General features: G+C 54.1%; 12 protein-coding genes. 3 read left to right on the top strand and 9 right to left on the bottom strand.

The window, feature by feature from the left end:
* The first annotated feature begins 398 nt into the window (after nt 1-398).
* Nucleotides 399-758 carry a DUF6124 family protein gene (locus PSH57_RS00130; RefSeq protein ID WP_305387086.1) on the top strand — a complete coding sequence of 120 codons (360 nt, stop codon included), beginning with the start codon at nt 399-401 and terminating at the stop codon, nt 756-758.
* A 263-nt stretch (nt 759-1,021) separates the two neighbouring features.
* On the top strand, nt 1,022-1,531 hold the full coding sequence (locus tag PSH57_RS00135) for a hypothetical protein (RefSeq protein WP_305387088.1): 510 nt from the start codon (nt 1,022-1,024) through the stop codon (nt 1,529-1,531).
* A gap of 230 nt (nt 1,532-1,761) precedes the next feature.
* Here PSH57_RS00135 and PSH57_RS00140 read toward each other — a convergent pair whose 3' ends face one another.
* The 5 genes from PSH57_RS00140 to PSH57_RS00160 all read right to left on the bottom strand — a co-directional run bounded on the left by PSH57_RS00140 (nt 1,762) and on the right by PSH57_RS00160 (nt 7,558).
* Nucleotides 1,762-3,099, bottom strand: a complete 1,338-nt coding sequence (locus PSH57_RS00140) for an ATP-dependent nuclease (RefSeq protein ID WP_305444808.1) — start codon at nt 3,097-3,099, stop codon at nt 1,762-1,764.
* A complete protein-coding gene (locus PSH57_RS00145; RefSeq protein ID WP_305387092.1) occupies nt 3,099-4,055 on the bottom strand; it encodes a reverse transcriptase domain-containing protein in 957 nt (318 codons plus the stop codon). Before PSH57_RS00145 ends, PSH57_RS00140 begins: the two co-directional genes overlap by 1 nt.
* Before the next feature lie 968 nt (nt 4,056-5,023).
* On the bottom strand, nt 5,024-5,797 hold the full coding sequence (locus PSH57_RS00150) for a MetQ/NlpA family ABC transporter substrate-binding protein (protein WP_305387094.1): 774 nt from the start codon (nt 5,795-5,797) through the stop codon (nt 5,024-5,026).
* A 79-nt stretch (nt 5,798-5,876) separates the two neighbouring features.
* Entirely contained in the window at nt 5,877-6,551 is a 675-nt protein-coding gene (locus PSH57_RS00155; protein WP_305387096.1) for a methionine ABC transporter permease, read from the bottom strand.
* Nucleotides 6,551-7,558 (bottom strand): methionine ABC transporter ATP-binding protein, encoded by a 1,008-nt coding sequence (locus PSH57_RS00160; protein WP_305387098.1) that lies wholly within the window; start codon nt 7,556-7,558, stop codon nt 6,551-6,553. The genes PSH57_RS00155 and PSH57_RS00160 overlap by 1 nt, the downstream gene beginning before the upstream one ends.
* 264 nt (nt 7,559-7,822) lie before the next feature.
* Here PSH57_RS00160 and katE point away from each other — a divergent pair, with 264 nt between their 5' ends.
* Nucleotides 7,823-9,961: a catalase HPII gene (gene katE / locus PSH57_RS00165; RefSeq protein ID WP_305387100.1), complete on the top strand. Its 2,139-nt coding sequence runs from the start codon at nt 7,823-7,825 to the stop codon at nt 9,959-9,961.
* Between the two features lie 226 nt (nt 9,962-10,187).
* Here the strand turns inward: katE and PSH57_RS00170 are convergent, their stop codons facing one another.
* Genes PSH57_RS00170 through zur form a run of 4 tightly spaced genes read right to left on the bottom strand, consistent with a single transcriptional unit; the run spans nt 10,188 to nt 12,984 of the window.
* A complete protein-coding gene (locus PSH57_RS00170) occupies nt 10,188-10,901 on the bottom strand; it encodes a PA5502 family lipoprotein (RefSeq protein WP_305387101.1) in 714 nt (237 codons plus the stop codon).
* A gap of 37 nt (nt 10,902-10,938) precedes the next feature.
* Nucleotides 10,939-11,727 (bottom strand): zinc ABC transporter permease subunit ZnuB, encoded by a 789-nt coding sequence (gene znuB, locus PSH57_RS00175; protein ID WP_305387103.1) that lies wholly within the window; start codon nt 11,725-11,727, stop codon nt 10,939-10,941.
* Entirely contained in the window at nt 11,720-12,502 is a 783-nt protein-coding gene (gene znuC, locus PSH57_RS00180) for a zinc ABC transporter ATP-binding protein ZnuC (RefSeq protein WP_305387104.1), read from the bottom strand. Before znuC ends, znuB begins: the two co-directional genes overlap by 8 nt.
* Nucleotides 12,502-12,984 carry a zinc uptake transcriptional repressor Zur gene (gene zur / locus PSH57_RS00185; RefSeq protein WP_305387105.1) on the bottom strand — a complete coding sequence of 161 codons (483 nt, stop codon included), beginning with the start codon at nt 12,982-12,984 and terminating at the stop codon, nt 12,502-12,504. The genes znuC and zur overlap by 1 nt, the downstream gene beginning before the upstream one ends.
* Nucleotides 12,985-13,018: the final 34 nt, after the last annotated feature.

A 13,018-nucleotide genomic window follows, 5' to 3' on the forward strand; every position in this document is an offset into this window, starting at 1 on the left:
GGCAGGCGCCATGGCTAAAACCGGCCCTATGGCTTCGAATTTCAAGGCAAAACGAAGCCTTGTTTATTCCGCTAGCGCCACCCTTCCATCAAGCTACGAATCCTTGCGCCGTTGCCTACAACTACGCCAGAATCCGCCCGCTTGTGCGCCTTGCCCTCGGGTTTTATCGTTTCCCTGCCACTGCCCCATCAGTGGTCGGGTTTAGTAGCCCGAGGTATTTAGTAAGGTGCAAGGCTCCTATCAGTCAGGTATTTCCATGCCTGTATTTGATGGCGGTTGTGCGCAGGGCGCTCTCGGGCGCGCCGGCTTGCTAAGTCCCCGGTCTACTAACCTGCGTACAGCTGCCACCCCTTGTTTAGTAGCTAGAGGGTCGCGGCGTCACCTACAGGACTTAGCACATGTTCAAGCCTACCCCGAATCCGCCAGAGGCGGACCAAGCGTCCCCGCGAACCAAATCCAAAGCCAAGAAACACGACGAAGCCACCAATCGCGTCTTGGATTACTACCTGCGACCAAAACCGGAAAAGTCCGAAGACGCGTCCCAACCGGGCCAACTCTTCACCGTCGCAAAAAACGCCGACAACGAATCCCTCCTCGCTAATCTCAGCGAAACCCTGGCGGCAGCCGACGCGATGGTCAGCAACCTGGCCTTCGACCTGGAAGGCCCTCGCCGTCACATCCTCCTCGGCATCCAGCAGTTGATTGAATTGAGTTCGTTGCTGGCGAATCGGGTGTTGGATAACGTTGATCCGCGATAGCAGGTAACATTTGTAGATAAGAGCAAACCCGGCACTTTGTGTCGGGTTTGTTATTTTTGACCGAACAAACTGGTCCGTAGTCGTACCACCTCAATCAATAATGCACATGCTCTGACTTCAGCAGACGTTGATGGGGTATAACGCTCTGAGGGACGGACATCCTCCAATCTGTCCGCACGTTGCCGGTCAAACTTTCCAGTGGCGTCGCCGATACGCTATTTTCTACAGCTGTCTTTTGGGCGGCTAATGAGTCGGGTCGAGAAATGAATATCAAAGAGTTTTGTCTCGCTCATGAATTTGATATGAGCAAATGCGCAGTAGCGTCGGGGGGCGGCAGCTTCGATATGACAGAGCTGAAAACTTCACCTATCGAGTTCTTAAGCTTGGCTGAAGACGATTTTGAACGGGGAGGTTTGTCGGCCCTTGTCAATGCAACGACTAATGTTAAACGTGCGATTGTTTGTCAGCTTGATCAACTGCTGCTCTCGTTTGGTTATTCGTCTCTTAGATGGAATGTCCCAACAAAAATAGAGAAAGTGAGAGCGCTCGGCTTATTAGCGCCGAGTCTTTTACGTAAAGTAATTAACATGAGAAATATCCTTGAGCATACATATGAAACTCCTGAACTCGAAATCGTTGAGGAAGCGCTGGATATCGCGAGTCTGTTTGTGATGTCCGCCTCGGCTATGTTCATTCCTTTTGACGATGTGTTGGAGTTTACGCTGCCAGATCGTCCTGTCGACGGTAGCTGTGTAACGCATATATGCTTATGAGCCCGGAAAGCATGGGGGGCACTGCGTTGGTCAGTGTGAGATCCAATCAGGGCACGTGCTTTTCGAAAAAATGGTTAAGCTTTCCGCATCTTTGATGCTTCGATATAGGGTCAACCACTCTATTAGAGAATTCGAGGTTGCTTATGCCGAATTATGAGATTTTGTAAAGTTTATTATCTAAGAGAAAAGGGGGATTATTTTACAGTTATAAATCAGTCCCCTTACTTGTGTTAGGCTTTCTGGCGTGCCAAAAAGCTTTCTAACATGTCACAGATAGCTTTCGTTTCGACAGGATATTTTTCATTCAAATAAATGTACAAATCCTGATCCGACACACCATGGACCAATTTGATCGCCTTTCGAAATTGTTGGTTATTCTGCGGTTCTTTATCTAATGGATAGGCCAGAGAATATTTACCATTTTGATAATCTTCAAAAATTTTCTTTTCTACACTACGAAAGGGGATGCAATAGGTATTTTTCTGACGTTCATTTTTCGTACCTGCGTAATCTCCATCCAAAATCGCGATAACGTGCTCTCCAGGGCCAAAAAATTTCTCAGTCATATTCTTTCGAAGCAATTGTATTACATTGTCGCCACCGCCGATGGGTATTATCTGAAAGGAATAGAAGGTTGGTATTTTGTGGATGTTTATAAGAAATCTAAAAAAACCTTCAAGCATAGGGTCTTCAGTCAAAATGTAGCGATCCCAGCCAGAGAACCCAAAAAGTACTGACTTAATATAGTTGTACGACGCCAATCTAGTTTTGGTAAACCCATCCTCGCTATACATATAGTGCAGCTCTTCATCTTCCATTGTGCGCATGATTGCCATCGAGTGCGTTGTGAACACAACATTAACTTGCTCGGTCTTGCAGAACTTTCTGAGCCACCCGATAAGTCGGCTTTGCGCAGCTGCATCTAAAGAAATGTCTATCTCATCTATTACGATAAGGCGAGCTGTACCTTTGATCTTTCTATATAGAGAAATTAAAAAGAACTCTCCGGAGCTAAGATGGTCCTCTCTAACATAGCGATCATTCTCTAGTGGAATAATGTAATATTTATTTCTTCCGATCCTTACTTCCTTTAAATTGGAGAACTTATCATCCCCGTAAATATCAGCAAGCAATGCAATTAGCTCGTTCGGAGAGTAATATTCTTCAAGCATTACTGCCGTACGAATATCATTATCAGCAGAGCTTATACTCTGAAAAGTATTAAAGCGCTGCCCCCAGGGCATAGGCAGTTCAACTTCAATTTGTTTCTTAAAGTCTACTGGGAAAACTGATTTACTATTAAGGTCCTCAATATTTTGGTCGTACTCAAAGTCATAAGCCTTCCCATCACATGTATAGGTTATTTTGCTGCCTGGTTTTATTGCTCCTGGTTGAGCCATTTTTGAGAAAGTGTCAGCAATTTTAAGATTTCTTATTGACTTTATAAGTGTTGTTTTTCCAACTCCGTTTTTCCCTACGATACACGTCAATCCATTGTTATTTAGGTTAAGCTCAATGCGAAAATTATTGATGTGTTGTACGTTGTTAAGCTCTATATGGATTTGCATTACGAGCCCACCGAGATATGTATCATTTTATCAACTGCAGTGGCCCCATATTTCTTTCTAAGCTTATCCAAAAAACTTGGGTCGACGGTGTTGATGTAATTGAGCTGCCCAGAAAATTTCTTTAATGCTCTTTCAAAGTCTTTTTCTTTCAAAAAAGAAGTGAATTTTTCTTTGTCTTTTAGGAAGCAGTGCATTGCAGTTTCAGAGTGCTTTTTGAGTCGCCCGTCAACTGAAACCTTTCCATTTGGTAATATTGCAACGCCAAGAATTTTAACTTTCTCACCCGGCCGAGTGAACTTTGTCTTTGTTATGTTTAAATTTACTCTGTCCCCAAACTCACAACATAGTAACTCTGTTGTTTTGGGAATGATGAGGTGCATCTTCTCTTCCACGCTACCAGAAATTATTATATCGTCCGCATACCTGGTATAAATAAGTTCATTTTCTTCACACCATGTAAGTAGCTTTTTGTCAAATTCGTAAAGGCAAGCGTTGCTTATAGAGGGAGAAGTAGGGAATCCAGGCGGCAAAGCATCATCGACGGTAACCAGATCTAGGATTTTATCTAACCATTGCTCTATATCGGAAATAGGACACGCATCCAAAGCGGATAGGATAGTGTTGCCAATTAGTTTTCGATCTATACTTCCGAAAAAATTCTTTATGTCAGATTGAAAAAAATACCGGTTAACACTATGCTTTTCCACGGCATCTACAACGTTAACGCCCTTTCGATATGAAAACACTACATCATTTTTTACAGGAAGACGATCGAAGAGTACTCTACTTAAAAAAGCAAGGTAGAGTTTTAAGTTTTTGTCTGGGATATAAATTGAGCGCCCATCATAGTCCTTCCTTGAATACGCAGAGTTAATGTCGAGCTCTAAAAAATCCGAGAATTTTTGCTTTTCGCGAAAGGTTGCAAAAAATAACTGTTCTAGAGGTCGCTTGTTCATATTTCAATCTGCCTGTTAGGTGGCGATGTGCAGGATTATTGAATTGTAACAAATATCTTCAAGGGTATTATCCGATATTTTAAAGAATACGAGAATACAGGATCTCATTCAGATTAAAATATATGATAGAGAAATTAAAAATGTTACGTAAAAAATGAATGGACTGAGCAATAAAAAGAAAATTAAATTTTAAGAGAAGTATATACAGAGGAAGGGATGCTAAAAGAGGGGAGTCTATGTAAGAGGCAGAGCGATAAAGTGGGAGGGTACCTATAAAAGGCCCCTTACTATCTGTGTAGGCTAACGCTATGTTTACGCAACATTAGCCTACACAAACGTAAGACGGAGACTAGACACCTGTAGAGGCCAGTATTCAAAACTGACTGGAGATACTCCTAGTCACTGGCATGTGGCGACTATAGGCGAAGCATTCCTCACAGACAAGCCCCCAATCGGTGGAGGCTCGTTAAACGAAGCCCAGCCACAGCAGCGGGACGATCATCCGCTCGGGTTGGGTGCTTCGCCCAAATTCGCTGGCAGGTGGCTACTGGGGTAGAAGAGCCGCGTTTGATTCCTTGCCATAGAAACACGAAAACCCGCAGAGATTTCTCTGCGGGCCTCGGAAGGTAGGCACGGGAGTCACCCCTCATGCGTTGGGATCAGCATTGTTGCGGGCAATCACTATGTCAATCAAATTTTGATGAGTGCTCGTGATCTTGCGGGTCTTTCCGTGACAGCGCATGAGCCCTAGAGTGCTTATTGTCACAGGTGCGTAAATCCGACACCTTCGTAAGAACCGTCCCGTGGTTGTAAGCGACAGCTTCCGGGCTAGGTCGTACAGCCTGATTACTATGACAGACTCTTTCCTGCCCAACGGAGCGTGAGCAAGCCCCTCGGCACGGACACATTTCCATAAAAAAACGGGCCTGCATTCCCACGCAGCCCCGTTTTTTTACCACCTGATCAGCTCAAAACGCCGGCAAAACCGCGCCTTTGTACTTCTCAAGAATAAAAGCCTTCACTTCCGGCGTATGCAACGCCGCAACCAGCTTCTTCATCGCCTCACTGTCCTTATCATCCTCACGAGCCACCAGGATGTTCACATAAGGCGAGTCGTTACCTTCAATCACCAGCGCATCCTTGGAAGGATCAAGCTTCGCCTCCAACGCGTAGTTGGTATTGATCAACGCCAGGTCCACCTGGGTCAGCACCCGCGGAATGGTCGCCGCTTCCAGTTCACGGAATTTCAGATCCTTCGGGTTCTCGGTGATGTCCTTGGTAGTCGACAGGATGTTGTTCGAATCCTTCAGCTTGATCACCCCAGCCTTCGCCAGCAGCAACAGCGCACGGCCGCCGTTGGTAGCGTCGTTCGGGATCACCACGTTGGCGCCGCCTGGCAGTTCTGTCAGTGCCTTGTACTTACTGGAATACGCGCCCAGGGGTTCCAGGTGCACGCCGGTCACGCTCACCAGGTTCGTGCCCTTGGCCTTGTTGAACTCATCCAGGTACGGCTGGTGCTGGAAGAAGTTGGCGTCCAGGCGCTTTTCCGCGACTTGTACGTTTGGCTGGATGTAGTCGGTGAAGACTTTGACCTTGAGGTCCACGCCTTCTTTGGCCAGCGCCGGTTTGACGAACTCGAGGATTTCCGCGTGGGGGACCGGCGTTGCGGCGACGGTCAGGGTGTCGGCGGCGTGGGCGGAAAACGCTGCGGCGGCAGCGAAGGCAACCAGTAGTTTTTTCATTCAGCTAACTCCTTGTGGGGCGCCCGCTCTTGGCGCCTGCCAGCGAATGGCCGGCTCATGGTTTATTGGCCGCGAGGCCTTATTTTCTAGAAAAATGCACAACCAACTTGTCGCCCACGGTTTGCAGGACCTGCACCAGCACCAGCAGCAACACCACCGTGACTACCATCACATCGGTCTGGAAACGCTGGTAACCGAAGCGGATCGCCAGGTCGCCCAAACCACCAGCGCCGACCACACCGGCCATGGCCGTGTAGGACACCAGCGTAATCGCTGTCACCGTAATCGCCGCAAAAATGCCCGGACGGGCTTCCGGCAGCAAGGCGTTGACGATGATCTGCCGGGTCGTCGCGCCCATGGCCTGGGTGGCTTCAATGATGCCGCGATCGACTTCGCGCAAGGCGGTTTCCACCAGACGGGCGAAGAACGGTGTCGCGCCAACCACCAGTGGCGGAATCGCGCCGGCCACGCCCAGCGAAGTGCCGGTAATCAATACCGTGAACGGAATCATCACGATCAACAGAATGATGAATGGCAGCGAGCGCAAGATGTTCACCGCCAGCGACAGCAGCGCATAGAGGCCCTTGGCCTCGAGCAACTGGCGCGGGCTGCACAGAAATAGCAGCACGCCCAGCGGCAGGCCGAGCAGCACGGTGAACAGCAGCGAGCCAAAGAGCATCAGCAGGGTGTCGCCGGTCGCCAGCCAGATTTCCAGCCAATCGATGTTGGCGAAGAATGAATTCAACAGTTCCATCAGCGCAGCACCTCCATGTGGACGTCAGCCGCGGTGAAGCGGGCGAACGCCGCCTCCATGTCACCGCCGGTGACGGCGAGGGTCAGTTGCCCGTAGGGGGTGTCTTTGATGCGGTCGATACGACCGGCCAGAATGCTGTAGTCCACGCCGGTTTCCCGGGCGACGGTGCCGAGCAATGGCGCGTAGGTCGCTTCGCCCTGGAACGTCAGACGCACGATACGCCCCGGTACGTGGGCAAAATCGTCGCGCTGTTCGCTTTCGTCAATCTGCTCGTCTTCCTGGACGAAACGTTTGGTGGTCGCGTGCTTGGGGTGCAGGAACACATCGGCCACCGGGCCTTGCTCGACGATCACGCCGGCGTCCATCACCGCCACTTGATCGCAGACCCGGCGGATCACGTCCATTTCATGGGTAATCAGCACGATGGTCAGCTTCAGTTCGCGGTTGATCTCCGCCAGCAATTGCAGCACCGAGGCGGTGGTCTGTGGGTCGAGGGCGCTGGTGGCCTCGTCGCACAGCAGAATCTTGGGTTTGGTCGCCAGGGCGCGGGCGATGCCGACGCGCTGCTTTTGGCCGCCGGACAACTGCGCCGGGTATTTGCGAGCGTGGTCGGACAAGCCCACCCGCGCCAGCAATTCGGCGACGCGCTGGTCAATTTCGCTGCGGGACAACTCGCCTGCCAGGGTCAGTGGCAGCGCCACGTTGTCGGCCACGGTCTTGGACGCCAGCAGATTGAAGTGCTGGAAAATCATCCCGACCTGCTGCCGGAAACGCCTCAAGCCGCTGGCATCCAGGGCGGTGACTTCCTCGCCGTCGACGATGATCTTGCCGCCGCTGGAGTCTTCCAGGCGATTGATCAGGCGCAGCAGGGTACTTTTTCCCGCACCGGAATGGCCAATCAGGCCGAAGACCTGACCGTTCTCAATCGTCAGACTGGTCGGGTGCAGGGCGGGGATATCCCTACCGGCGACCCGGTAGGTTTTATGGACGTTTTGAAACTCGATCACGTAGCGAACCTTGTGGGGCGCGTTGGAAAAGGATCAGCGGTTAGCCGGGCGCGCATTTTAGCCTGTCCGTATAGAGGTTCTTAGCATTTATTTGCGATTGAACCAGCCATTTGGCAATAAGGCGATCAAAGGACATAAAAAAGGAACGCGGCAAAACGGTATATGTCAGTCACTAAGCAACTCGAAAATGCCCGGGTACCGTGCCTGAGGCATCGAACTCAAGAGTCCTGGCCACGGCGGGGATCGCAACGAGGAGTTAGTCTGATGAGTACCAAAAAGCCCACCGGCACTGAGAGCCAACTGGCCGGGACCGATACGCTGGATCGCGGCAACACCAACGCCAAGCTTGAGAGCCTGGAACAGTTTCGTTCCGACGCCACCGAGCAGGCGCTACGCACCAATCAGGGCGTGAAGATTGCCGACAACCAGAACACCCTGCGGGTCGGGGCCCGTGGACCCTCGCTGCTGGAAGACTTCATCATGCGTGAGAAAATCACGCACTTTGACCATGAGCGCATCCCGGAACGCATTGTCCATGCCCGCGGCACCGGCGCCCATGGTTACTTTCAGAGCTATGAAGCGCATTCGGCGCTGACCAAGGCCGGTTTCCTACAGGATCCGAGCAAAAAAACGCCGATATTCGTGCGCTTTTCCACGGTGCAAGGTCCACGGGGATCCGGCGACACGGTGCGAGATGTGCGTGGCTTTGCGGTGAAGTTCTTTACCGACGAAGGCAACTTCGACCTGGTGGGCAACAACATGCCAGTATTTTTCATCCAGGATGCGGTGAAGTTTCCAGACTTCGTCCATGCGGTGAAACCCGAACCCCACAATGAAATTCCTACGGGCGGTTCGGCCCACGACACCTTTTGGGATTTTGTTTCGCTGGTGCCGGAGTCGGCCCATATGGTTATTTGGGCCATGTCTGACAGGGCCATTCCCAAGAGCCTGCGGTCCATGCAGGGTTTCGGTGTACACACCTTTCGCATGATCAACGCCGAGGGCCGGAGCAGCTTCGTTAAGTTCCACTGGCGCCCCACAGTCGGCACCTGTTCGCTGGTGTGGGACGAAGCGCAGAAGCTCGCCGGTAAAGATACGGACTACCACCGTCGCGATCTTTGGGAATCGATCGAGATGGGGGACTACCCGGAATGGGAATTTGGCGTACAAATTGTCGCCGAGGAAGACGAGCATAAGTTCGACTTCGATCTCCTCGACCCCACCAAAATTATTCCTGAAGAACTCGTTCCCATCACGCCCCTGGGCAAAATGGTACTGAACCGTAACCCGGATAACTTCTTTGCAGAGGTCGAGCAAGTCGCGTTCTGCCCTGGGCATATCGTGCCGGGGATCGATTTCACCAACGATCCGCTGCTGCAAGGCCGGCTGTTTTCCTACACCGATACGCAAATCAGCCGACTCGGTGGGCCGAATTTTCATGAGTTGCCGATCAACCGGGCGATTACCCCGGTGCATAACGGCCAGCGTGACGCCATGCACCGCACCACCATTGACAAGGGGCGCGCTTCCTACGAGCCGAATTCCATCGATGGCGGCTGGCCGAAGGAAACCCCGCCCGGCCCGCAGGACGGCGGCTTCGAAAGTTATCCAGAGCGCATCGATGCCCACAAGATTCGTCAGCGCAGCGAGTCGTTTGGCGATCACTTTTCCCAAGCGCGGCTGTTCTACAAGAGCATGAGCCCCCACGAGCAGGAACACATCATCTCGGCTTACAGCTTTGAACTGGGCAAGGTGGAGCGGGAGTTCATTCGGGCGCGCCAGGTCAATGAAATCCTCGCCAATATTGATCTGGAGCTGGCGGCGCGGGTGGCAAAAAACCTGGGGTTGCCAGCACCGACTGCCTGCACCGTGGACGTACCGAAACCTTCGCTGGAGCAATCCCCGGCCTTGAGTCAGGCGAACCTGCTGTCCGGGGACATCAAGACCCGCAAGGTGGCTGTTTTGGTCGCCAACGGCGTTGATGGGGCGATTATCGATGCGCTCAAGCAGGCCCTGAAAGCCAAGGGGGCGCACGCCAAAGTGCTCGGGCCAACCTCCGCACCGGTCACCACCGCCGATGGGCAAACGCTGCCGGTGGATGCGTCCATGGAAGGTATGCCGTCGATTGCCTTTGACGCGGTGTTCGTGCCGGGCGGCGCGGAATCGATCAAGGCCTTGAGTCGCGACGGCGTGGCGTTGCATTACGTGCTGGAGGCCTACAAGCATCTGAAAGCCATTGGGCTTCATGGTGAGGCCCGGCAGTTGTTGGTGGAATTGAAGCTGGAGGTGGATGCGGGGTTGATCGAAGATGCGGATGCGAGCGGTTTTTCGCGGTTTTTTGCGGCGATTGCTCAGCATCGGGTTTGGGCGCGGGAGGCTAAGGCCAAGGCGGTTCCGGCTTGAGGGTAGTCTGAAAGAGTTTTGTTGCTGATAGGACGCTATCGCGGGCAAGCCTTGCTCCCACAGGAGATCGAATTAACCTGTGGGAGCCAGGCTTGTCTTCACAGGAGATCGAATTAACTGTGGGAGCCAGGCTTGTCTTCACAGGAGATCGAATTAACTGTGGGAGCCAGGCTTGTCTCCGCAGGAGATCAATACCTGTGGGAGCAAGGCTTGCCCGCGATGCTTTTTAGGGCTTGCGCGGTGTCAGCACCATTTGCGCCGGCACGTTGCGCAGAATCTGCTTTTGCAGTTTCAAATCGAACGACGGCTCAAGCTTTTTGACCCGCTTGGTCAGCAGAGTCGCCAACCACGGATAATCGTCGGTGCGTGGTGCCTGGATGCTGACATCACATTGAAAATTCACCACGTCGGCGGCAATGGCATCCAGTTGTCGACGCATTTTCTGGATATCGCCGATATTCAGCGCAATCGTCGTGCTTTCGGCACTCGGGTCGATGACTTTGGCAACCGGTTTGGCTTCGGCGGCCTTGAGGGCGGCTTCGGCTTTTTCCAGCTCTACCCGGCGGGCTTCAGCAATTTCGCTGTTGACCTCACCAGTGAGCGCTGGCGCTTTGGGCATCAAGGCGCGGGCACGGCTCAGAGCAGTGGCGGCGGCATTGACGTCGCCTTTTTGCAGATCGATCTGGCTGCGGCGCAAATACGCCTCGGCCAGGCGCCGCTGGTAGGGTTCCAGCGACGGATCCTCGGGCGTCCGGGCTTGCAGTGCGGCCAGCTGATCTTCAGCGGTGGCCAGCTCATTGCCGGCCAGGCTCTGTTCAAACTGCGCGAGGGCCGGGCCCCGGGTATCGAGGGCTTCGGCGACCGGCGGCGAATTCTGGCAGGCGCCCAGCAGCAGGGAAAATGCGACAAGGAGCAGATAACGGGAGGCGAACGGCTTCATTCCTGCGACTCTCTATTTGCGCAAAAAGCGAGCAAGTCTACACCCCTCGACGGGGCAGGACAAAACTCAGCAGAAATAGCGCGGCGGCGCTGACCACAATCGACGGCCCGGCCGGGGTGTCCTTGAACCACGATAGCGCCAGCCCGCCGCACACTGCGAGCATGCCCAGCAGGCTCGCGCCCAAGGCCATCTGCTCCGGGGAGCGGGCATGCCGCTGCGCCGCGGCCGCCGGGATAATCAGCAAAGAAGTAATCAGCAATACGCCGACGATTTTCATCGCCACGGCAATGACCACCGCAATCAACAGCATCAACGCCAGCCGTAAACCCACCACGGGCAAGCCTTCGACCCGCGCCAGTTCCTCATGCACTGTCACGGCCAGCAACGGGCGCCAGAGCGCCACCAGAAGTAGAAGGACCGCCGCGCTGCCGCCCAGGATCCACGAAAGGTCCGTGGGGCTGATGGCAAGCAGATCGCCAAACAGGTAGGCCATCAGATCAATCCGCACGTCATGCATGAAGCTTAGTACCACCAGCCCGAGAGACAGGGTGCTGGGCGCCAGAATGCCCAGTAGCGTGTCGGAGGCCAGCGGTTGACGCTGTTGCAGCGTCACCAGCAGCACCGCCAGCAACAGGCAGCCGACGGTCACCGCCACTGCCGGGCTTACGTCCAGCAAAAAGCCCAAGGCCACGCCCAGCAAGGCCGCGTGGGACAAGGTGTCGCCGAAATAGGCCATGCGCCGCCAGACCACGAACGAGCCCAGGGGGCCGGCCACCATCGCGAGAGCCAGGCCTGCGAGCAGGGCGTACAACAGAAAATCAGCCATGCTTGCAGCCATCTCCATGAACATGGGTAGAAACAGATGAGTCGCTGACCACCGAACCATGCAGGTCATGGGCATGGTCGTGATGGTGGTGATAAATCGCCAGGCTTTGTGCGTTCTTTCCGAAGAGTTCGACGAATGCCGGATCGCCGCTGACCTGCTCGGGATGCCCGGAACAGCAGACGTGGCGATTGAGGCAGACCACCTGATCGGTGGTGCTCATCACCAGGTGAAGGTCATGGGAAACCATCAGCACGCCACAGCCGTGGCGGTCGCGCAGGCGGGTGATCAGGCTGTACAGCTCGGCCTGACCGGCCACGTCGACCCCTTGCACGGGCTCGTCGAGCACCAGCAGCTCAGGTTCGCGCAACAGGGCGCGAGCCAGCAATACGCGCTGCATTTCACCACCGGAAATACTTTGTACCGGACTGTCGATCACCTGTTCGGCGCCGACTTCGTTGAGCGCCGCCAGGGCCCGCTCGCGATCCACGCCAGGCACCAGGCGCAAAAAGCGCAATACCGACAGGGGCAGCGTCGGGTCGACATGCAGCTTTTGCGGCATATAACCGACCCGCAGCTTCGGCTTGCGCCAGACGCTGCCGCTGTCGGGCTTGAGCAATCCCAATACGGCACGCACCAGGGTGGTCTTGCCGGCGCCGTTGGGGCCGATCAGGGTGACGATCTGCCCCGGCTCGACGCTCAGGTGGATGTTATCCAGCACGCTCTGCCCGGCGAACGTCACGGCTACGTGCTCGAGACGGATCAACGCATTGCTCATCAGGCCCCCTGGCAACCGGCGCAGAGCCCGACCACTTCGACGGTCTGGGTATCCACCACGAACCCCACCTCTTTGGCGCTGGCAACGATGGCATCGCTGATGGACTTCTGCTCCAGCTCGATAGCTGCGTGGCATTCGTGGCAGATCAGGAACTGGCCCTGGTGCGCGTGTTCCGGGTGATTACAGCCGACGAAAGCATTCAACGACGAGATGCGATGCACCAGGCCATTCTCCAGCAGGAAATCCAGCGCCCGATAAACCGTGGGCGGCGCGGCGCGGCGGCCGTCCTGCTCACTGAGCACGGCGAGTATGTCGTAGGCGCCCAGCGGCTTGTGGCTTTGCCAGACCAGCTCCAGCACGCGTCGACGCAAAGCGGTCAGGCGCAACCCTTGGCGTGCGCAGATGGCGTCGGCCTCGGACAGCGCGGTGTGCACACAGTGAGAGTGATCATGGGGACGACTGGCAAGGGGCGTAATAGGCATGGGCAGCGACGATTTTAGTGAGAGACGTTATTAT

This window comes from Pseudomonas hefeiensis, assembly GCF_030687835.1.
Lineage (GTDB): Bacteria > Pseudomonadota > Gammaproteobacteria > Pseudomonadales > Pseudomonadaceae > Aquipseudomonas > Aquipseudomonas hefeiensis.